Consider the following 23,032-nt stretch of genomic DNA (forward strand, 5'->3'; position numbering starts at 1 on the left):
TCATATATTGTGGATAACTCTGTGGCTAGATTATGCAAGTTGTTGTTATATATAATTAATACTGTTTTGAGTGTTTTTTACACACTGAATATTACTTGACAATTGCCAGTGCAAAACCGTCGTGTCCCTTGCTGCCCACTGTCTGTAAAGCGGTACTAGATAATAAACGCGGGTGGTTCTGCATTAGTTCAAACATGCTACGAATACCTTCAATACTTGGCTTTTTATTTTCAGGATCAATGATTGCGCCCGCACGAATCACATTATCCAAGAAAATCACCGTACCTGAATGAGACAGGTTTAAGCATAATTCCAAATACTCTGGATAACTCTGTTTATCCGCATCAATAAAGATAAAATCGAAAGGTTCAATATCTTCTGGCAGCGCACGCAGAATATCGGCAGCACGGCCACATTTCAGTTCTACAGTCTGTTTTAAGTTAGCACGGTCGATATTTTCCTGGCCCATGGCTGCATGGGTATCACGACCTTCGATGGTCAGGATATAACCGTCTTCTGGCAGGGCACGTGCCAGCCACATGGTGCTATAAGCGGCAAAGGTCCCCAGCTCAAGCACACGCTTGCAGCCATTCATCTGGATCAGCATCTGTAACAACATGCCCTGGTTCGGCGCGACAGCCAGATGGTCAGGGAAGCCATGTGCAGCGGTATTGTCGAGGGTTTGTTTCAGGATGGGATCATCAGGAATTAAATGTGAATCTATATAATTGTCGAGATCAGTCCACATTTGTTGCATAACTTGGGCACCTATATTGCGATGCAGGCATTTTAAACCTTTCGCAGTAGAGCGCAATTTATTGTTCTATATTTGCTTTAAAAATAGGCAATACATAACCTTTCTTGTGATATGTATTGCCTTTGTCATGGCTTAGTAATTACACATGGAAGAGCGGTAGCTTAAGTCCGGGCCCCAGGTACGATAGCCCTGAGTATCAATATGAATCTGGCCGGAAGCGTATAAACCAAGCCCCATATTCAGACTACGACCATGCTGGATCCAGAACTGGCATAGCTTGAACTTGGTATTTTCAATGAAGGCATAGTCCTCAGGTTGTGGGAACTCTGGTCCGATCCGGAAATCAATTGCCGAGTTATACAGGTGACGTGATGAGTTGGCACCACCAGCACATTTGTTCAGTGGCAGATCCCGATACACGGAAGTCACTTCAAAATCGGTCAGGACATTGGCGGCAACCAGATATTTAAAAATACGCAGGGTTGGTAGCTGATTGGCCCACAATTCACGGCTTGGCACCATGTATTGTGGTCCACCACAGCGTGACCAATCACGTGCGGTACGCATCAATTCAAAGTTCGGAATAATGTTGCCGACACCATTACGATTCAGGAAATTCTCATATTCACGCACACGGGACAGGTTGTCAGAAACCGTCGTCCAGTTGGTATAGGCATAAGGCGTGCTTTTAGGACGGGCAGGACGTTTGAGTTCGACCTGTTCCTGCGGAATATAAATACGTTTTCCGGGTTCTGTAGATGGTTTTTTTGTCGTAGTGGTACAACCCACTATGACAGCAGGGATCATGATGAGACCCATTAATCCCTTGAAGAAATGCTTCATTATCAGAAATCAGGTATTTTTAAAAATAGCGCTATTTTAGTCCACTTTTGCGGAGAAAATCAGGATAAATTGCAATGAAATGTGTGCATGAGGTATAAAAAAAGACCAGTCTAGACTAGTCTTTTTCGCAGTTCTAAGAAAATTACTTTTCAAGATATTGCAATTTGTCTGGCTTACCGTTCCATTCTTCACGGTCTGCAGGCTGTTCACCAATCTGGGTGATGTTCGGCCATTTTTGAGACAGTTCAGCATTTAGCTCGATAAAGACTTCTTGACCCTCAGGTAACTCATCTTCCGAGAAAATTGCATTTGCAGGACATTCTGGCTCACATAACGCACAGTCAATACATTCGTCCGGGTTAATTACAAGGAAGTTTGGACCTTCATAGAAACAGTCTACTGGGCAAACTTCAACACAGTCTTGGTATTTACATTTAATACAATTTTCAGTGACAACAAAGGTCATGGCGACAGCTACCTAAAAATATGGTTCTAATAACTAATGCGTATTTTAGGCAAAAACGCAGTCAACTAACAATTGCTTTTATTGATATTTGTTATATATAGGGCTGTTATTTTTACAAAAAAACGGCTGAATGCTTTAAAACCGGAGTTTCCAGCATAGATAGAAAAAACCGTCTCATATGAAATGAGACGGTTTATCATTTAGCCCGGCAATTTCAGCAGGTCTTTGAGAGCATAAAGCTGCTGTAGGGCTTCACGTGGACTGAGACTATCCACATCAATCTCTTCCAACATGTCGAGTATCGGTGAAGGTTTTTCAACTTCAACAATACGTTCCACCACGGTTTCCACAACCTGTTCAACCGCAAAAAGATCAGGTTGTGGGCTTTGTGGTTTGGCATGCTGCTGTTTTTCTAGTATGCGCAACCGATTTTGTGCTTCCTTGATCACGCTAGCGGGAATGCCGGCCAGTTTTGCTACCTGCAAACCATGACTCTGACTCGCTGGGCCTTGCTGGACTTTATGTAGTAGGATTAGGTTGCCGTTTACTTCACGTGCGGTGACATGGTAGTTATCGATGCCCGGTTCTTTGGCCAGTTCAGTCAGTTCAAAATAATGGGTTGCGAACAGACATAGACATTGAATACGGCGAGTTAAGTCCAGTACGCAGGCCCAAGCTAAGGACAAACCATCATAGGTACTGGTACCACGTCCGACCTCATCCATCAGCACCAGTGATTGGCTTGTGGCATGATGTAGAATCTGAGAGGTCTCGGTCATTTCCACCATAAAAGTGGATTTCCCGGTAGAGAGATCATCTGCTGAACCAATCCGGGTAAAGATGCGGTCAATTGGGCCTATGGTCATGGATTGTGCCGGTACATAACTGCCACAATATGCCAGCAGGGCAATCAGGGCTGTCTGGCGCATAAAGGTAGATTTACCACCCATGTTTGGACCGGTAATAATTGCCATACGGTGTTGATAATCCAGCTGGGTATCATTCGGGGTAAAGGCGGATTTGCTCAGTGCTTCTACCACGGGATGACGACCCGCCTTGATTTGTAGGCCAATTTCTGGACTGTATTTTGGACGTGACCAGTTACGTAGTCGAGCCTGATGGGCAAAGTTACACAGCAGGTCAATTTGGGCAATGGCACTGCTCATCATCTGTAGATTAGCGATGTCCTGACGCAGTTCGTCCAGCAGCATTTCGAACAGCATTTTTTCCCGCGCTAGCGCACGTGATTCACTGGAAAGCACTTTGTCCTCAAAGGCTTTCAGTTCCGGAGTGATATAACGCTCGGCATTTTTCAGGGTTTGGCGGCGGATATAATGATCCGGTGCCTGATCGGCCTGGGCACGGGTCAGCTCAATGTAGTAACCACTAACACGGTTGTAACCAATTTTCAGGGTTGGAATGCCGGTGGATTCACGTTCCTGGATTTCCAGATTAATCAGGAACTGACCGGCATGGTCACGGATTTTACGCAGTTCATCGAGTTCGGCATCGAATCCTTCAGCGATGACATTGCCATCACGCAGCAGCACGGGTGGATTTTCTACAATGGCCGCCATCAGGCGTTCATGCAGACCATGAAAATCACCGAGTTCTTCATTCAGCTGGGCTAGTAATTTAGACTGCTGCTGGTTGACCATCGGTTTCAGGGCATGGCGCAGGAATGGAATTTGAGCACAGGCCTGACGCAGTTGCACCAGATCACGTGGGCGCGCACTGCCGAGAGCAATACGGCTCAGCACCCGTTCAATATCACTGATTTCTTTTAAGACCAGACGTACGGGTGCTTCGTGGTAACCTTCTAGCAAGGTTTGAATCGCATCCAGGCGTTCATCCAGAATGGCTGTATCGCGTAGCGGTTGCATCAGGGTGCGGCTCAGCAGACGTCCCCCCATGGCAGTCTGGCAATCATTGATTAGCTGGAACAGGGAGGTACCATGTTCAAATAGAGGTTCGATCAGTTCCAGATTGCGACGAGTGACTGGATCCAAGGCAATAAAGTCTGAACTTTGTTCCAGCTTAATAGTACGGATATGAGGCAGCGCAGTTTTCTGGGTTTCCTTAGCATAATGAATCAGGGCAGCAGCTGCGGCTTTGGCCAGTGGTAGATGATCAATTCCAAAACCTGCCAGTGTGCTGACAGCAAACTGGTCACACAACGTTTTCTGGGCATTGTTCAGGTTAAAGTCGACATTGGGACGACGGCTGATTGGCACATCCAGCAGGCGTTTCAGATGTTCAACCAGTTCCTGATCCTGCAAGTTTTCATCCACCACGATTTCACTTGGCATCAGGCGAGCCAGTTCAATCGCCAGCTGGTTCAGGTCGTAATCGATCTGCTGTACCTTGAAAATACCTGCACTAAGATCTAGCAGGGCAATACCGATGCTATTTTGCTGCAGACAAACTGCAACCAGATTGGAGGTTTGATGGGCACCGAGTAAAGCATCATCGGTCAGTGTGCCTGGCGTAATGATACGTACCACACCGCGCTCAACTGGGCCTTTGCCGGTGACTTCACCGATCTGCTCGCAGATTACGACGGTTTCACCTTTTTTGACCAGACGGGCCAGATAGCCTTCTGCAGCATGGTATGGCACACCCGCCATCGGAATCGGTTGACCATTGGCTTTACCACGGTGCGTCAGGGTAATGCCGAGAATTTTGGCGGCTTTATGTGCATCTTCAAAGAACAGTTCATAGAAGTCACCCATGCGGTAAAACAGCAGCGAATGCGGGTGCTGCAGTTTGACTGCCATGTATTGCTGCATCATGGGAGTAAGGGTTGAAAGATCAGCCATGAGTTCTGAACTGGTCATTAAGAAGAAATCCTTTAGAAATAATAGACATACTGAGTATTCATTCAATACTGCTGATCTGCAGCTCATGTATCATGTGGCTGTACAGTATTTTTTGACAGTAATGCAAAATCGTTGTTGTGCTAAGTCTAGCAAAATTAATTTTTAGAAAGAAATGGATTCGTTGACTTCGTTCCAATCAGCCGAAAGTTTGGCTGTTTTCACGACGCTAAATGCAAGATTTATATAACCTGAAAATAAAAAACCGAAGCCTAGGCTCCGGTTTTTTATTTTATAGATTTACTTTGGTTGATATAGCCCGAGTTCAGTTAAATGCAAGCGTAGAATCCGACGTAGCTCCAGCACTGCTTCAGGGGTTTCCTGAATCGAGTGGCCACCTTTAATGATCTCTTCCGAAAGTGCGCCGTCAAGATGGGCACTGCGATATGGCACGACGTCATCCGTCATGACATCCTTGTCTTTAGTGCCTGTAGTATTGCCCATAATGGAATGGAACTTTAAGCCTTTGTAAGGAACGACATCACGGGTGATGGCATTAAATTTCGAGTTTCGTGACAGGTCACTTGGCCCGTTCTGGATCATGTCATGACCAATCTCTTTGACGAAATCATCCAGACCAATTTCACCTTGCAGAGTATCGGCGAAGGCACCCAGGAAAGCACCCGGTAGCTTGATAATCTTACGTGCTGCCAAGGTAAACCAGCGATCCGCATAATCGGTGCCGCGGTGTGGGGCCGCCAGGAAAATGGCACGGCTAAAGTTGGGTACCGGTTTCAGTTGCAAACGGGCTTTAAATAACGGATTACTCCGGAAACGTTCGATCCGGCGGTTATTCAGCAATTCTTCGGTACGGGGTACCAGATTGGCATCACTGACCAGTAAACGGGCAATCACACCGCCCATACTGTGACCGATCAGCACGGCATCTTTTTTCGCTGGATCCTGTTGATTGACCTTTTGGAAGCCTTGCTGGATCAGGGCATTGATCTGGTAGCGGCTTTCCAGAATTGGCATATTGGTAGAATAGAACACCTGCCAGACCTGGAAATTCTCACGCAGTACCGGATCGCCCATAATGTCATTGGTCAGGCGGATCCAGGCTTCCGGACTACTAGCCAGACCGTGAACCAGTACAATCACTTTTTTCTTCGGATTATAGGGTTCTAGCATATACAGATGCGGCATGGTCAGGTTGTCATCGCGGTCAATTAGTATCAGATAAGCCGAGCGTCCCAGATTGTTTTGAGCCAGCCAGAGACCATAAGGTGCCGAGAAGTTGGCAGCCAGTGAATACTGCTTGCCAGCGACTGTCACCTTATCATGCTTATACGGGTCATACAGTTTGAGCTGGAATTCTGGGCCATTGATAATTTGCTCAACGCTAGTTGCCGATTTTGGAATTGCTGTAATAGTAGTCGCTAAATAACGTGCTGAGTGAATATTCGGATTGCGGCCTTCCTGATATTTAAAGTTTAGTGGATCGACAATATATTTTTTATTGGGGGTAATGCGTTTTTCTTCCGGTAACACCACCACGAATTCAGAACCAAAACCGTCACGACGGGTAATCGAACGCAGGCCGGAAAAGTTCATGTTATAGGTCGACATCAGCTGCTCGAAAGGCTGGTCCTTGATTTCCGGATAGTTTTCGAAATCTACTGTATAAATACTATTCCCGACCTGAATCTTGCGGCTGGCTTCCTTGGCTTTATGACGCTCGGAATAAACATGAATCAGATGGGCAATGGCCAGGTTATAGAAGTCACGAATCTGAACCTGACGGTTGTCAAAGATCCGGTCTTGCGGGGCACGTTGAGTCTTGAACAGGTAGGCATAGCTGTAACGGATACTTTGATCCAGCATCGCCAGCTGCTGATCTTGGCATTTTTCCTGATTCTGCTTATGCAGCAGCTTCTTTTCTTCAGACTGGGTTTTTGCCAGTAAACCACCATTTTTACATTCTGAAGATTTCCCTAGTTGTAATGATTTGGCTAGATACAGTTCACTGGCAGTGGAGAGTAACTGTTCATCCAGAATTTCGGGAATCTGTTTTAGTTCATTGACACAATTTTGTGGCTGTTCAGTACAGATTCTGGCTTCGCGTCCAGTCATGGACAGCACATTCAGGCTGGCTTCACTGAGCTTGTCCCGGGTCAAAATACTGTCACGCTCATTGCTGATGGTGACATTAATGGCCTGTTCTTTTACGCTGACCACCTGACAGCCGGTTAGGACCGTGGTGAACATGAGTGAACAGAGGAGCAATGCTTTATTCATTTTATAGTGCATATAGATTCTGGAAGCTCAGTCTAAGTGTATAGTAATGTTTTGTATTTTACTTATTTTTTCAAAAAAATAGACTGCCGCAGCAGTCTATTTTGTAACTCTGATTCGAGTAATATTTACATTAATTTTTTGGTGTCATCACTTGCCATACATTCCAGCGACCTTGTTTCTCGATTTCCTGAATCAGGCGATCAGCAACTTCAGCTTCTTGCGGGTATTTCACTTTATAGTTTTTCAGAACCTGAACCGCATTCTTTTTATTTTCCATGGCAATGTAGTTATTTGCCGCAGATAGATACGCTTCCTGAACACCGGCTTTCATGGCTTTTTCCAGGTAAGGAATGGCCTCACGATGACCACCACCTTCAGAAAGGCCGAAACCGAACCAGAAGTTAGCTTCTGCATCATCTTGGTTGATTTTCAGGATACGTTGCGCATAAGTCAGAGATTTGGTGGTGTAGACCGAACCTAAGTCCAGGTTACGCGCCATCACGCTGGCTTTAAATGCACGGATCAGCACGTCAAAAGACGCATTGCTATTGGCAGCTAAAGTATCCAGCTGTTGAGTCACGCGTTTCAGCTTAATTTCAAAACCTTTGCGTTCTTGACGTTCAGTAAAACGAGGTGGATAGTGGCGTGCCTTACCTTCAACCAGTTGCAGGAAGTCATCAATATCCGTGATATCGATTTCATCCTGACCTGCCAGTGTTGCATAGCGCATCGAACGTGTATTGCTGTTCACCGTTGGAATGATCAGCTTGTTCACTTCCAGCGTAATTTTTTTCGACGGATCTTCACTACTATTCACCACCATTTTTGTCACTGGCGCCGCTGTTGCTTTTTGCAGGTGAATTTCAAATGGAGGTGGTTCGTTATAGTTAAATGGGTTTAATGCATAAAAAGGTGGAGTCAGTTCCGGTTCAGCAAAGACCATTGCATTTTGTGGTGCAGCGGGTTTGTGGGATGGAGTGGAACACGCCGTCAATGCAATCGCTAAGCAGGCAAGCGCCAATGGCTTAAATGTCATGGTATACATCCATTTATGTTATTTTGAAAAGCTGGTAAAACGCATGTTCGTCAGTCTAAGAAAACTAAAACGAACATGCAAGTGACAGCATGTTATTCTTGAGAATTAAGCTTTAGATTGTGAGGTTTGGGCTTCACACTCACGGCGGGCATCTTCAAGAATTTTCAGTTCTTCTTTACTGAATGGTTTCTCATTCAGTTGATTCTTGTTGAAAGTCGGGTCTAGCAGTGACAGACGGTTGCAGAGCATATTCATGCGCTTTTCATTCTGCTGAATACGATCCAGCAGTACACGCATACCGTCTAAAATCGGATCAGACTGGTCTTCAGTTGCCGCATAAGGCTGGAAGCCAATGCTTTGCGCATAGTCACGGCGGCGTGCTTCAGCTTCATCCTTCGGTTCATCTTTACGGATAAAGCGCGCCGGGTTACCCACTGCAGTGGTATTTTCTGGTACGGCTTTGGTCACTACAGCATTGGAACCAATCTTGGCATTCTTACCGACGGTAAATGGCCCAAGAATCTTGGCACCCGCACCGACCACAACCCCATCTTCCAGGGTCGGGTGACGTTTACCTTTATTCCAGGTGGTACCACCCAAAGTAACGCCGTGATACAGGGTCACATCATCACCAATTTCCGCGGTTTCACCAATCACCACACCCATGCCATGGTCAATGAAGAAGCGTTTGCCAATTTTGGCACCTGGATGGATTTCAATCCCGGTCAGGAAACGGCTAACAGAGGACAGTGCACGTGCCGTACCTTTACAATCTTTGTTCCACAGTTCATGAGCAACACGGTGCATAATCAGCGCGTGAATGCCTGGATAGGTAGTCAAGACTTCCAGGGTATTGCGTGCAGCAGGATCGCGCGCGAAGACAGCCTGTATATCCTCTTTGAGCTGTTTGAACATTAGATTTGATCCTCGTCCTGTTGGGTAGTATGTGAAGATTTCTTCCAGGTGCCGTTATTCAGGGCTTGAACACGGCTGAAAATACCACGCAATAAGTGATATTCCATACGATCTAATTGTATACGTCCGAATAGGCGACGCAAGCGTAAAGGCAGCAATCGTGGATTTTTTGGATCCATAAATTCAATTTCTGCCAGCATTTTTTCCAGATGCGGATAAAACTGTTCCATCTGATCATGAGTGACCAGCGGCTCATCCCATTCCATTTCAATGCCATCCACCACTTGCATGGTGGCTTTCGGATCACGGGGATGTTCAACCTGATCCAGTGCTGCCATACGCAGTTCATAACAGATGACCTGAATCGCCTGAGCAACGTTTAACACGCCGTAGTCGCTATTGACTGGAATGGTCAGGTGATAGTTGGCCATGGCCAGTTCTTCATTGGTAAGGCCACGGTCTTCACGACCAAATAAAATGGCAATTTCCTGTTTTTCTTGAACGACTGCAGAAAGCGCTTTTTCAGCTGCTGGGCGCGCATCCAGTAAAGGCCATGGAATGGTACGGCTACGTGCACTGGTACCAAAGACAATCTGGCAGTCCTTGATTGCATCTTCCAGTGTATCGACAATTTCAATTTTTTCAATTAGATCCGTTGCACCTGCTGCCAGTGCGTCAATATCCGGATGCGGATAGGTTTTTGGTGCTACCAAAACCAGTTTGGATAGTCCCATGGTTTTCATGGCACGGAGTGCACTGCCGATATTGGCTGGGAGGGTGGTATTCACCATGACAATACGCACATGGGAGAGATGTGCTGAAACAGCAGCATTGTCAATTAGACTCATGATAATTCCAGTTTGAATATTTTAAATTGAGAGATTAGGAATACTGGGCCTGAGACTCAGCTTCATAGAGTGCCAGTGCATCGTCCATGCTCATGTCAGCGGGCGGTGGTGGTACTTCAACAGGTTTGGCTTCTTCATACGATACGGCACGGGCAGCTTTAGATTTCACCTGATATTCGATATGCAGGGCAGTCTTGCCGAAATAGTCGCGCAATTTGGCGAGTAGCTCATCCAGCGGCGCAACTTTCCAGCTTAATCCTAAATGCAGTTCGGCAGTAGCATAGCCATAATCCAGGTACAAAATCACTGGAATATGCGTGCTCATATCCACATTGGTATAGGGCAACAAGATTTGCTGCAGGTCTTTAGAAAGCGTCTTGCTATAATGCTCGGCATCTAGGGTGATCTTGATGCTGTTGGCACGTTTTTGACGGATTTCATTCAGGCTAAAGGCTTTGGTCAGACGACCAAGTGGGCGGTCAAAACCTTCACGCTCATAAATTTCACCTTCAATCACCACAACTTTTTCAACCTGAATGATGTCTTTGAAGCGCTGGAAGCGTTCGTGGTTGCTGGAAATCTCGATACGTGCAGTACCATCATCCAGTGTCACCATCATCCGGTTCGGGAAGTTGGCCACATCCACAACCAAGCCGGCAAAAACAGTAGTTACACCACGACGGGTCGGCGTCAGTTCATTGATCTGACAAGGCACAAAGGCTTTTAGTTCATTGCGATAAACATCAATCGGGTGACCAGTCAGGTATAGGCCTAAAGTATCTTTTTCACCTTTCAGGCGCACTTCATCGGACCAAGGTTTTACTGGCTTAATCGGTTTACGCTGAACTTCTTCCACTTCACCAAACAGGTCCATGATCCCGGTTTCGCGGTTATGCCGTGCCTGTTCCGCTGCCTGAACTGCTTCCGGTAATTGTGCCATCAGATCGGCACGTTCAATGCCCAAGCAATCCAGTGCACCGGCACGAATCAGGGCTTCCAAGGTACGTTTATTGATTTTCTTCAGGTCAATCCGATGACAGAAGTCAAACAGGTCTTTATAGGGGCCATCATTCTGGCGGGATTCAATCACCGATTGCATTGCGGCTTCACCAACGCCTTTAATTGCCCCTAAACCATAAACGATGGTTTGGGGATCGCTGGCATGGAACTGGTACAGCGACATATTCACCGATGGCGGCAGCACTTCTAGGCCATTATTACGGCAGTCGTCAATCAGGAACACCACATTATCGGTGTTCTGCATTTCCGAAGTCATCACCGCAGACATGAATTCAGCCGGGTAGTGGGCTTTTAGCCAAGCAGTTTGATAGGCAACCAAAGCATAAGCAGCAGCGTGCGATTTGTTAAAGCCATAGCCTGCAAATTTTTCCATATAGTCAAAGATATGGTTTGCAGTGGCTTCATCGATATCTTTTTTCGCTGCACCTTCGATGAAGATCTGACGATGCTTAATCATCTCTTCAACTTTCTTTTTACCCATGGCACGACGCAGCAAGTCCGCACCACCGAGGGTATAGCCCGCACAGAACTGTGCCGCCTGCATCACCTGTTCCTGATATACCATGATCCCGTAAGTCGGTTCCAGCACTTTTTCCAGCAATGGATGCAGGTATTCGAACTCACCACCGTGCATACGGAAGATAAAGTCTGGAATCAGGTCCATGGGGCCAGGACGGTACAGGGATACGAATGCAATAATTTCTTCGAACTTACTTGGACGTGCATCCTTCAACATCTTTTTCATGCCGACGGATTCAAACTGGAATACCGCAGTGGTATTCGCCGTTGCGAAGATGTTATAGGCGGCTTTGTCATCCAGTGGGATATAAGAAATATTCACCGGCTCCGTGATGTCTGGGCGAGCATTGATATGCTTAATTGCATCTTCAATCACGGTCAGGTTACGCAGACCCAGGAAGTCGAATTTCACCAGGCCGGCAGCTTCGACGTCGTCCTTATCGAACTGAGCGACACGACCAGTACCATCGGCATCACAGAGTACAGCGGAATAGTCGGTCAGCTTGGTTGGGGCAATCACCACACCACCGGCGTGTTTACCGGTATTCCGGGTAATGCCTTCCAGTTTTAGCGCCATTTCCCAGATTTCTGAAGCATCGTCATAATCAGGGTTCGAAGGATTGGTGACAATATCTTTGAGCTGTGGTTCAGCTTCGAGTGATTCTTCCAGACTTAAACCTAAAGGCTTGGTTGGAATCAGTTTAGAAATACGGTCTGCCAGACCATAGGATTTGCCCAGTACACGCGCCACGTCACGAATCGCACCTTTGGCTGCCATAGTGCCGAAAGTCGCGATCTGAGATACCGCATCACGGCCATAAGTCCGTGCCACATAATCGATCACGCGGTCACGACCCGCGATACAGAAGTCGACGTCGAAGTCGGGCATCGATACACGTTCCGGGTTCAAGAAACGTTCGAACAGCAGGTCATAACGCAGTGGATCAAGATCTGTAATTTTCAAGCTATATGCTACAAGAGAACCTGCACCCGAACCACGACCTGGGCCAACTGGTACGCCGTTGTTCTTCGACCACTGAATGAAGTCCATCACGATCAGGAAGTAGCCTGGGAACTGCATGGTGAGAATAATATTGATCTCAAAGGCCAGACGTTCATCATAAGGCTTGCGGATTTCTGGCCAGTCCTCACCACGCTTTTCTGGTGGATAAAGGAAATTCAGGCGTTCTTCCAAACCTTCTTCACAGAGATGGGTGAAGTAGGTGTCAATGGTATGACCCTCTGGAATCGGATAATCTGGCAGATCGTGGAAGCCGAGACGCAAGGTCACATTACAGCGACGTGCGATGTGGTAGGTATTTTCAATCGCGGTTGGAATATCGCTAAATAGTTCCGCCATTTCCTCTGAGTTTTTGAAATATTGCTCAGGGCTATACAGTTTTGGGCGGCGGTTATCACTTAGCACATAACCATCGGCGATACAAACACGTGCTTCATGGGCCTCAAAGTCTTCACGCGCAATAAAGTGTACGTCATTATGTGCGACCACACCGATATTAAATTTTTTCGCCAGTTTGACGGCTTCTTCAATGAAAGCATCTTCATTGGCACGGTTGGTACGGGTTAGTGCGAGGTAAACACGGTTACCGAATTTTTCGACCCATTCTTGTAGCAGTGGTTCAGCTTTTTGCGGGTTCGAGGTAATCAGCATTTTACCGACATCAGAATTGATGCCGAGCAGTACAATCAAATCTTGGTTTTGGTTCAGGATCCATTCTTTTTGTACGCAAGGAATATCCAGTTGTTGACCACTAATATAACCTTCAGAGACCAGTTCGGTCAGATTGCGCCAGCCTTTGTTGCTCATCGCTAGCAGGGTAGCGCGATGTTCGGCATCATTCAGGCGGATTTCTGAACCTAAGATTGGTTTAATCCCGGCACCCAGGCATTTTTTATAGAATTTTACCGCAGCGTGCAGGTTAGACAGGTCTGTAATGGCGAGCGCAGGCATCTCGTCATTTGCAGCAGCTTTGACTAGATCAGGTATACGTACGATGGATTCAGTAATCGAAAATTCAGTATGAATACCAAGATGAACAAAGTGCATATATGAGTCCCTGCAAAAACCACTCGATAGTTTAGCACGGGATTTATTGTTTCAGTTTGAAATTGAGGGGAAATGCTGAACTTTTAGACCTTAATTTAAAGTAGACTTTGGAGTGCTTATTCTATTTAAACAAGGATAATTTCCCTGAAATTAAATCTATAGCCCAGCGACATGGATGTCGCCAGTTGATCTGTGGCACAAGGAAGTGCCATCAGATCAACAAAGGGGTTTTGTTACTTTTGCCCCGTCAAAAGTAAGGGAAAACTTTTAGTAATAAAATTTATTTTCTCTCATTTCTAAAATAAGAATCAATTTTTAGTGACTTTTTTAGGTATATAGCTATCTAGATGAGAAAAGTTATAAAGTTCAAAAATTAATTAATCATTTATAGTATTTAGAATTTGGGTATTTAGATTTATTGCTTTTACTTTTGAAAGATGAGCAGCATTGCTGCGCAAGGTAACAAAAATCTTCTGTTGGCTTGACGATATGTCCTGAGTAAACTTTAAGCACTGCTTTAAAGTGAACGTAAGACAAGCCAACGGGCGACATCCATGTCGCCAACCTCGATAGTTAATAGGTTAATTAGGGTGTTATAGATTTTTATATAAGAATAAAACCCTCAAAAAGAGGGCTTTATTTACTTAGGAATTTAGCTTAACGAAGTCGTGATAACCAGTCCCCAACACTTTGCACAATTTGAACTAGGATCAATAAAACAATCACAGTCATGATTACGACAGATGTATCAAAACGCTGATAACCATAAGAAATCGCCAGATCACCAATACCACCGGCACCCACAGCACCGGCCATCGCGGTTGCACCAATCAGGCTGATGGTTGCAGTGGTCAGGTTAAGGATCAATGAGCTACGCGCTTCCGGCAGAATAAACTTAAAGATAATCTGCATTGGCGTTGCACCCATGGCTTGGGCAGATTCGATAATCCCTTCGTTGACTTCTAGCAGAGAGGTTTCAACTAAACGACCGATATAAGGACCAACATAAATAGTCAACGGTACAATAGCCGCCCAAGTCCCGATAGAAGTACCCACCAAAAACTTGGTTAGTGGAATAACCGCAATCAATAGGATAATAAATGGTAGAGAGCGTAGGGCATTTACAATCGGATTTAAGCTATGGTAAATGATACGGTTGGGTAGAATTCCATTTGGACGAGTCACTAGTAGGATAATCGCCTGAATAAAGCCCCAGATGCAGCCAAACAGCATCGCGAAGAACACCATGTGAAAGGTTTCTTGCAGTGCAGTAACAAACTGGTCCATCGATAGGGAGCTTTTCCAGAATGGCGCAGTAATGGTGGTCAACCACTGTACAATTAAGTCTCTCATTCTTGTACTCCTGCTTGATCTACTTGTACGCCGTTGTCTCTCAGATATTGCATTGCCGCTGTGATTTGCGCTGGATCGCCTAAGAGCTGAATAAACATCTGGCCAATCACTGAACCATTAATTTCTGTCATATTGGCAAACAGGATATTCAAGCTGATATCAAACTGTTTAATCACACCTTGAATCACGGTTTCCTGCGCAGAACTACCGAGGAATTTTAAACAATAAATACTGTGATGATTCTGATTTTCCAGATTCGCCAGAATGTTCACTGGCAAATTTTGCTGGAGTACAGTTTGAATGAAGTTTTTCGTCGTTGGATGCTGAGGTTGACTAAAGATCTGCAGGGTAGAACCGGTTTCAATCACATCACCTTTTTCCATGACAGCCACATAATCACATACGGTCTCAATGACATCCATTTCATGGGTCACCATAACAATGGTAATGCCTTGTTCCTGATTAATGCGTTTGAGTAGTTGCAGTACAGATTTAGTAGTTTGCGGATCTAGAGCAGAAGTTGCTTCATCACATAACAAAATTTTTGGGTGATTTGCCAATGCACGAGCAATACCAACACGTTGCTTTTGACCACCGGACAGTTCATCCGGGAAAGCATGACGCTTATGTTTCAGATCAATAAAATCCAGCAGTTCTTCGAGACGTTTTTCCCGTTCAGCCCTACTCCAGCCAAGCAACTTCATTGGCATTTCAATATTGGCAGCAACAGTTTTGGTCTGCATTAAGTTAAAATGCTGGAAAATCATGCCGATCTGGGTACGTTCCTGACGCAATGATTTGGCATCCAAAGCAGTAAAGTCCGTGCCATTGATAATCACCTGACCAGAAGTAGGGCGTTCAAGCAGATTAATCAGGCGGATCAGGGTACTTTTACCGGCACCACTATAGCCAATAATGCCAAAGATACTGCCGGTTGGAATCTGTAAATTAATCCGATTCAAGGCACGTAAGGTTTGACCCTTGAGCTCATACTGTTTGGAGATGTCTTTAAATTCAATCATAGTGTCAAATACTGCATCACGAATAAAAAAACAGGCAAGAAATCTTGCCTGTTCTGAATATTGATTATTGTATTACTTTTCTTCGGTTAAATAAGTCACTGGTTTATTTACAGCAACTTTAGTACCACCGAAGTGTTCATCAACATAGGCTTTCACAGCAGGAGTATGATACAACTGGCCAACTTTTTGAAGTACAGGATCATTTTGACGGTCAGCAGCGACAGCTAAAATGTTAACATTCATTTTAGTACTTTGATCAATCGCTTCGTAATAGATCGCATCTTTCAATACGTTCAGACCACCTTCCATTGCCAAAGTATTACCTAGAACAATCGCATCTACTTCATCTTTCACACGGACTGCAGTCGCCATTTGAATTGGCTTGATGACAATCTGTTTCGCATTTTCAGTGATGTCAGCAGGCGTACCTTTTACCAGGTCAAAGTTTGGTTTAAGTTTTACCAGACCCGCAGATTGTAAAAGTAACAATGCACGTGATTCATTCGCGCCATCGTTAGGAATAGCAATTGTCGCACCTTGCTTAAACTCTTCAACTTTTTTCACTTTGCTTGAGTAAATCCCCATTGGCTCAAGATAAGTCGTAGAAAGTGGAGCGATCTTTTGCGTATTGGCGTCGTTATAAGCAACCATATAGGCATAAGACTGGAAGGCGTTGACATCAATTTCTTTGTTGGCAACAGCAGTATTCATCGCCACATAGTCAGTAAAGTTTTTCACATCAAGCTTGATGCCGGCTTGTTTAGTTTCAGGCAAAGTTGAAATGTAGCGCCATACGTCAGCATCTGAACCAGTCGATGCCATAGTAACCGTTTGCAATTCACCTGAATCTTTGTTTTGTGCTGCGTCCGTTGCAGGCGCTTCTTGTTTTCCGCATGCAGTTAAAGTCAGTACAGATGCACTGAGTAAAACGCCAAGTAGCTTTTTCATAAAGATGTCCTAATTTTCGTGTTGCCTAAAGTATATGCATTTTAAGGTCATGTTAAAGTGGAGTTTTATTACACTTTCATCTGACTCTAGATCGATGTCGCATGTGGCTCCGGCAGGGAAAATGCAAATGTACTGCAACAGTTCACGTTAATTCGATCGGGTCAGAGTTCACCAAACCGCTATATGAACTCTCTATCTGGAGAGAGTAAATAGAGGTTTTTAATAAGATATAGTCAAATTTGGCACTCTGAATGGGCGCAATCATAGCAATTATTATTTATTCGATATAGTGGATAAAAAGTATTTACTTATCTTTTTAATAGAATATAAATTGGATAAAAATGATTAAAATATTAATGAATACAATATATTATTTTTATTGAAGATAAGCCAAAATTCCAAACCGCTTAAATATTCATCTTTATAAGATTTTATCCAATAGAAATCATAAAAATGAATAAACATGAGTAAATTCGTCAAGCCACAAAGCTAATAAAAGATCCTTTATTAATGAATGCCTAACATGGATTTAAGCCTTGCCTTATTTGCTTGAGTAATTACTTTGATTGACCTCATACAACACATGCCAGCATAAAGGGTGATCTTCTGGCAACTTTGGATGCTGAAACTCTTGGGTCTTTACCATACCTATCTTTTTCATCACAGCTTCAGATGGTGTATTGACTGTGGCAGTGAAAGATACAACTTTATTCAAATCTAAAGTATTGAATGCGTAATCCAATACTGTGAGAGCACCTTCAGTCGCATAACCTTGATGCCAATATTTTTTTGCTAGCCGCCAGCCAATTTCAATACAGGGTGAAAACTCAAACAATTTAGGTTGGGGTTGCAGCCCAATAAAACCAATAAATTCTTTAGTCTCTTTTAGCTCAACTGCCCATAAACCCCAACCATGCTGATCAATCTGCCGAGTCACTTTTTCGATAAATTGTAAACTTTGTTCAGGTGTCAGTAGGGCGGGAAAATAACGCATCACATCCTCATCTGCACACATTTGAATAAATGGGGCAGTGTCGGATTCTTGCCATTGGCGGAGGATTAGGCGAGGGGTTTGGATTTTCATAAAATACAGAAATTAGTGTTAGGTTGATATCTTATTTACTATTTATTCCTTTAACAACTTTTAGTCTTTGACCAACGAAACCTTTATAAATTTTTAATTGGTTTTCTGTGGTAGCAATAATGTATTGATCTGCGTAAAAAGCTAATTTTCTATTCATAGCTTTAACAAAATCTATAGATACGTGGTTTATCCCATTTTGGAATAAATCAGATTTGTTAATCATATAGGCTATTCTGGGAGAAATTGGATAAAAATAATCTGCTTCTTCGCTAGAAGGAACAGCTAAATCATTTTCATTTATTTTTGAATGTACATTAATAATTGGATGGTTTGATGTAATAAAATCTTCATCTGAGTTATTGATTAACAAACAATGTTTATCGACTTTTCGGGTTTCAAAAAAACTTTTTCCAATATTCATACCATACATGTAGCTTATGCACCACCAAGATTCTTTACAAATTGTTTGTAGGGTTGAATGGCTTTGTTGCACAAAGATTTCATAACTATATGATTTTAGAAGTTTTGATTATTTTTTGATCCAAAATTAAATTTATTTAAATCAGATGCTTACATATTTATGCAACAAAGCCGGGTTGAATTGGTATGAGCGGCTAATATTTTATTTCGAAAAAGTGTTGTTCTAGCGATTTGATGACCAAAAAAATTCATGAAATTAATCATGTTTTCAAGTTCATCCAAAATTTTCAAGTTCTGTTTTTGTAGCTCTTCTAGAATTGTATAGACGTTTTTTTCAATTGCACTATGAATGTTTTCTAGGGTGTTACTTTTAAATGCTTCAAGATGAGCTATAACTTTTTCATCAGTTTTATCAATGCTGTTTACTGACAGGTATAGTTTTTCTATTTCTTGAAGTTGCAAAAAAACTATTTAAAAATGATCTATGAAGGTTTTGTAATTCTATTGGTGATTGTGCTGATAATTGTAAAATGAATCGTAAATGCTCATTGGAAAGATACCTAGCTCTATATAAATCTTTTTCCTTTGCCATCGCTTTGACGCTATCACGAGCTATTTTGAGTTTTTGCGTTGTATACCAGATATCTGAATTATTTGTAGACTAATTTTTTAGGTAGTTAGCCCATACATAATGATTTTCTCTTTTTATTTGTAATTGTTTGGGTGTGAATTCCCATTGGTTTGTTGCCAGCATATAGATTTTTATTCAGGGTAATTCGAAGTATCTTATACATTATCAAGATTTTGTGAAAATAACTTGTAATGAAATAAAAACCCCGCACTCAGCGGGGTTTTTACTTAATCTTTTACGAGAAAGAATTAAGCATTTTCACGAGCAATTGCACGGTAACCAATATCTTTACGGTATTGGGCGCCGTCAAAAGTCACTTTCTCACAAAGTTCTAATGCTTTCGCTTGTGCTTCACCAATGGTATTACCAAGTGCTGTCACACAAAGCACACGACCACCCGCAGTGACGATTTCACCATTTTCATTGGCTTTGGTACCTGCATGAAATACTTTGGCATCTGTCATTTCAGTATCTAGACCAGAAATTACATCACCATTGCTAGACGTTTCTGGGTAGCCTTTAGATGCCAGTACGATACCGACAGTTTTACGCTCATCCCATTCAGCTTCTTTCGGTAAATTACCTTCAAGACCTGCTTGAACCAAATCAACTAAAGATGATTTTAGACGCATCATGATCGGTTGAGTTTCAGGGTCACCAAAACGACAGTTGAACTCGATCACTTTTGGTTGACCTTGGTCGTCAATCATCAGACCTGCATACAAGAAACCTGTGTATACGTGACCGTCTTTTTTCATACCTTCAACAGTCGGACGCATCACTTCATTCATTGCTTTTTCAAACACGTCAGCAGTTACAACAGGCGCAGGAGAGTAAGCGCCCATACCACCAGTATTTGGACCCTGATCACCTTCAAAGATACGTTTATGATCTTGAGACGTCGCCATTGGCAGGATGTTGTCACCATCAATCATACAAATGAAAGATGCTTCTTCACCTGCAAGGAATTCTTCAATTACCACACGAGAACCGGCATCACCAAATTTGTTGCCCGCCAGCATATCTTCAATCGCAGCAAAGGCTTCTTCTTTGGTCATTGCGACGATCACGCCTTTACCCGCAGCAAGACCATCAGCCTTGATCACGATTGGTGCGCCATTTTTCTCAACAAATGCTTTCGCTGCATCCACTTCAGTGAACACGTCATAGAAAGCAGTTGGAATGTTGTGGCGTTTCAGGAAGTGTTTTGCAAATGCTTTAGAACCTTCCAGCTGTGCAGCGAATTGGGTTGGACCCCAAATTTTTAGGCCAGCTTCACGGCAAGCATCAACCACACCATTCACCAGAGGAGCTTCTGGACCAACGACGATCAGGTCAACAGCATTGTTTTTCGCGAAATCAATAATGGCAGGGTTATTGAGAATGTCCAAAGCGACATTTTCACATTTATTTTCAGTTGCGGTGCCCGCATTGCCCGGTGCAACGAACACTTTTGCCACTTTATCGTCTTGTGCGATTTTCCATGCCAGTGCATGTTCACGGCCGCCACTACCTAAAACTAAAATGTTCATCTTTAGAAAATTCCCTCGAAAATGAAATTCCACAAACCCAATGAGGTTCAAAATCTTTAGACATCTTATAACAAGATGTAAATCAATCTACTGATGTAGCAAACCCTCCTTCGAAAAGGAGGGTCTGAAATTTAATACTTTAAAATATTAGTGGCGGAAATGACGCATGCCAGTGAACACCATTGCGATACCGTGTTCGTCAGCTGCAGCAATCACTTCCTCATCACGCATTGAACCACCTGGTTGGATAATGCATTTGATGCCAGCTTTTGCAGCGTTGTCGATACCATCACGGAATGGGAAGAATGCATCAGATGCCATTACCGCACCTTCAACAACTAGACCAGCATGTTCCGCTTTAATCGCAGCGATACGTGCAGAGTTTACACGGCTCATCTGACCAGCGCCGACACCGATGGTTTGACGGTTTTTCGCATATACGATTGCGTTAGACTTCACGTATTTCGCAACTTTCCAAGCGAAGATCAGGTCATCAATTTCCTGTTCAGTTGGAGCAATCTTAGTCACAACTTTCAGGTCATCTTTAGTGATCATGCCAAGGTCTTGGTCTTGAACCAGCAGGCCGCCATTTACGCGTTTGTAGTCAAGCTGTGGAGCACGTTCGTCAATTGCTGGAAGTTCGCCACATACCAGTACGCGTACGTTTTTCTTCGCACCAGTTACTTCAAGTACGCCTTCAGCGATGCTCGGTGCAATGATCACTTCAACGAATTGACGTTCAACGATCGCTTTAGCAGTTTCAACGTCTAATTCACGGTTGAATGCAATGATGCCACCAAATGCAGATTCTGGGTCAGTTGCATAAGCCAGGTCATAAGCTGCTTTGATACCATCTAGAGATACTGCAACGCCACATGGGTTCGCGTGTTTTACGATGACACATGCAGGTTTAGCAAATGATTTCACACATTCAAGCGCAGCATCAGTATCTGCGATGTTGTTATAAGATAATTCTTTACCTTGTAACTGTTTAGCAGTTGAAACAGACGCTTCTTTCGCAGCTGGATCTACATAGAACGCAGCTGATTGGTGCGGGTTTTCGCCGTAACGAAGATCTTGTGCCTTGTTTAACTGTGTATTAAAAGTACGCGCAAATTTGTCTGCTTGACCTTCTTCTTTACCTACACGAGCGCCCAGGTAAGAGGCAATCATACCGTCGTATTGAGCAGTATGTTCGAATGCTTTCACTGCCAGGTCAAAACGGGTTGCATAAGATAAAGAGCCTTCAGCCTTCAGCTCAGCAACAACAGTTGCATAGTCAGAAGCATTTACTACGATACCCACAGACGCATGGTTTTTCGCAGCAGCACGAACCATAGTAGGGCCACCGATGTCGATGTTTTCAATCGCATCAGCCAGTGAACAGTTCGGTTTTGCAACTGTTGCAGCAAATGGGTAAAGGTTCACAACAACAAGGTCGATTGGATCAATGTTGTGTTCAGCCATCACAGCTTCGTCTAGACCACGACGAGCTAGAATACCCCCATGGATTTTCGGATGTAGTGTTTTAACACGGCCGTCCATCATCTCTGGAAAACCAGTGTGCTCAGAAACTTCAACGACAGGGACATTATTGTCTTTCAACAATTTGTATGTTCCACCTGTAGATAGAATTTCTACCCCCAGAGCAGCTAGGTCTTGTGCAAATTCGACAATACCGGTTTTGTCGGAAACAGAGATTAAAGCGCGTTTAATAGTCATGATCTTCGTCACAGTTATCAAGGAACAGATTAAATCTAAAATAGCTAATAGCAGTCAAAAAAAAATGCCTGCGATTAACGCAAGCATTTTATCATTTATTCACTCATTAAACCGTGTGCTTTTAACTTTTTACGTAAAGTCCCACGGTTTAAGCCGAGAATTTCAGCGGCGCGAGTCTGATTACCACGCGTATATTCTAGAACTACAGATAAAAGAGGCTTCTCCATTTCTGCCAGCACCATGTCATACACCTGAGAAGGTTGCTCGCCTTGCAGTTGTGCAAAGTAGTGGCGAACTGCGCGATCTACGTGGATACGTAGAGCAACATCAGATTGTGCAGTAAAAATAGGAGATTTGCTATTCATGCGAATTAATCCGAAAAAAACAAATATCACTTGGGTAAAGTGATATATATAAGTGGTCTAGAAATTGAAATGAACTCCGTTTTAGATCCTAAAACCGGAGTCCTAAAACTTGGTCATTACTTTGAGCTAGTAGCTTGACACATCTCGGCGCGTTGGTCGAAAAATAAGCGTAACAATAGTTAAATTTTTGTTACTGGCCAAAATTAACACAAAAAAATCTGCTCGATACGCATTAATAAATTAAGCGCATTAGGCAAGACTATATTTTAGTGAAAAAGTCGCGAGGAGTTGGCAGTACTTAGCTTTCGTGGCGCGTATAATACCATTGTCTAGGCAAAAGTGAGCAAGAAAACTGCATTTTTTTTAACT

18 protein-coding genes are annotated in these 23,032 nt (G+C 43.7%); all 18 read right to left on the bottom strand.

All coding sequences use genetic code 11. The features are described from left to right. Positions 1-91: 91 nt before the first annotated feature. Positions 92-757: an O-methyltransferase gene (locus tag ABEF84_RS06425; RefSeq protein ID WP_347454322.1), complete on the bottom strand. Its 666-nt coding sequence runs from the start codon at positions 755-757 to the stop codon at positions 92-94. A 132-nt stretch (positions 758-889) separates the two neighbouring features. Next, a complete protein-coding gene (locus ABEF84_RS06430) occupies positions 890-1,600 on the bottom strand; it encodes a D-Ala-D-Ala carboxypeptidase family metallohydrolase (protein WP_347456810.1) in 711 nt (236 codons plus the stop codon). Between the two features lie 142 nt (positions 1,601-1,742). Beyond that, positions 1,743-2,066 carry a ferredoxin FdxA gene (fdxA, locus tag ABEF84_RS06435; RefSeq protein WP_000144889.1) on the bottom strand — a complete coding sequence of 108 codons (324 nt, stop codon included), beginning with the start codon at positions 2,064-2,066 and terminating at the stop codon, positions 1,743-1,745. 200 nt (positions 2,067-2,266) lie between these two features. Further along, the gene (mutS, locus tag ABEF84_RS06440) at positions 2,267-4,903 is read right to left on the bottom strand and encodes a DNA mismatch repair protein MutS (protein WP_347456811.1); all 2,637 of its coding nucleotides are present in this window, start codon (positions 4,901-4,903) and stop codon (positions 2,267-2,269) included. A gap of 279 nt (positions 4,904-5,182) precedes the next feature. Then, positions 5,183-7,192, bottom strand: a complete 2,010-nt coding sequence (locus ABEF84_RS06445) for an alpha/beta hydrolase (RefSeq protein ID WP_347456812.1) — start codon at positions 7,190-7,192, stop codon at positions 5,183-5,185. 118 nt (positions 7,193-7,310) lie between these two features. Then, on the bottom strand, positions 7,311-8,216 hold the full coding sequence (locus tag ABEF84_RS06450) for an ABUW_2363 family tetratricopeptide repeat lipoprotein (protein WP_347456813.1): 906 nt from the start codon (positions 8,214-8,216) through the stop codon (positions 7,311-7,313). 105 nt (positions 8,217-8,321) lie between these two features. Beyond that, positions 8,322-9,131: a serine O-acetyltransferase gene (cysE, locus tag ABEF84_RS06455; RefSeq protein WP_347453933.1), complete on the bottom strand. Its 810-nt coding sequence runs from the start codon at positions 9,129-9,131 to the stop codon at positions 8,322-8,324. Then, positions 9,131-9,979 (bottom strand): RNA methyltransferase, encoded by an 849-nt coding sequence (locus tag ABEF84_RS06460; RefSeq protein WP_347453934.1) that lies wholly within the window; start codon positions 9,977-9,979, stop codon positions 9,131-9,133. The genes cysE and ABEF84_RS06460 overlap by 1 nt, the downstream gene beginning before the upstream one ends. 34 nt (positions 9,980-10,013) lie before the next feature. After that, positions 10,014-13,586 (bottom strand): DNA polymerase III subunit alpha, encoded by a 3,573-nt coding sequence (gene dnaE, locus ABEF84_RS06465; RefSeq protein WP_347455742.1) that lies wholly within the window; start codon positions 13,584-13,586, stop codon positions 10,014-10,016. A gap of 657 nt (positions 13,587-14,243) precedes the next feature. After that, complete coding sequence (locus tag ABEF84_RS06470) at positions 14,244-14,939, bottom strand: methionine ABC transporter permease (protein ID WP_347453936.1); 696 nt, start codon at positions 14,937-14,939, stop codon at positions 14,244-14,246. Further along, positions 14,936-15,961 (bottom strand): ATP-binding cassette domain-containing protein, encoded by a 1,026-nt coding sequence (locus tag ABEF84_RS06475; protein WP_347453937.1) that lies wholly within the window; start codon positions 15,959-15,961, stop codon positions 14,936-14,938. Before ABEF84_RS06475 ends, ABEF84_RS06470 begins: the two co-directional genes overlap by 4 nt. 72 nt (positions 15,962-16,033) lie before the next feature. Then, positions 16,034-16,909 carry a MetQ/NlpA family ABC transporter substrate-binding protein gene (locus tag ABEF84_RS06480; RefSeq protein WP_005235248.1) on the bottom strand — a complete coding sequence of 292 codons (876 nt, stop codon included), beginning with the start codon at positions 16,907-16,909 and terminating at the stop codon, positions 16,034-16,036. 541 nt (positions 16,910-17,450) lie between these two features. Continuing rightward, positions 17,451-17,993, bottom strand: coding sequence for a GNAT family N-acetyltransferase (locus ABEF84_RS06485; RefSeq protein ID WP_347456814.1), 543 nt, complete (start codon positions 17,991-17,993; stop codon positions 17,451-17,453). Positions 17,994-18,024: 31 nt separating this feature from the next. Next, complete coding sequence (locus ABEF84_RS06490; protein ID WP_347473808.1) at positions 18,025-18,423, bottom strand: DUF4238 domain-containing protein; 399 nt, start codon at positions 18,421-18,423, stop codon at positions 18,025-18,027. A gap of 140 nt (positions 18,424-18,563) precedes the next feature. Continuing rightward, positions 18,564-18,875: a hypothetical protein gene (locus tag ABEF84_RS06495; protein ID WP_347473809.1), complete on the bottom strand. Its 312-nt coding sequence runs from the start codon at positions 18,873-18,875 to the stop codon at positions 18,564-18,566. Positions 18,876-19,292: 417 nt separating this feature from the next. Beyond that, on the bottom strand, positions 19,293-20,576 hold the full coding sequence (gene purD, locus ABEF84_RS06500) for a phosphoribosylamine--glycine ligase (RefSeq protein ID WP_347456816.1): 1,284 nt from the start codon (positions 20,574-20,576) through the stop codon (positions 19,293-19,295). Between the two features lie 147 nt (positions 20,577-20,723). After that, on the bottom strand, positions 20,724-22,298 hold the full coding sequence (purH, locus tag ABEF84_RS06505; RefSeq protein WP_347453941.1) for a bifunctional phosphoribosylaminoimidazolecarboxamide formyltransferase/IMP cyclohydrolase: 1,575 nt from the start codon (positions 22,296-22,298) through the stop codon (positions 20,724-20,726). Positions 22,299-22,393: 95 nt separating this feature from the next. Further along, positions 22,394-22,663 (bottom strand): DNA-binding transcriptional regulator Fis, encoded by a 270-nt coding sequence (gene fis, locus ABEF84_RS06510; protein WP_001086304.1) that lies wholly within the window; start codon positions 22,661-22,663, stop codon positions 22,394-22,396. Positions 22,664-23,032 lie beyond the last annotated feature (369 nt).

Source organism: Acinetobacter sp. ANC 7912, assembly GCF_039862785.1.
Taxonomy (GTDB): domain Bacteria; phylum Pseudomonadota; class Gammaproteobacteria; order Pseudomonadales; family Moraxellaceae; genus Acinetobacter; species Acinetobacter thermotolerans.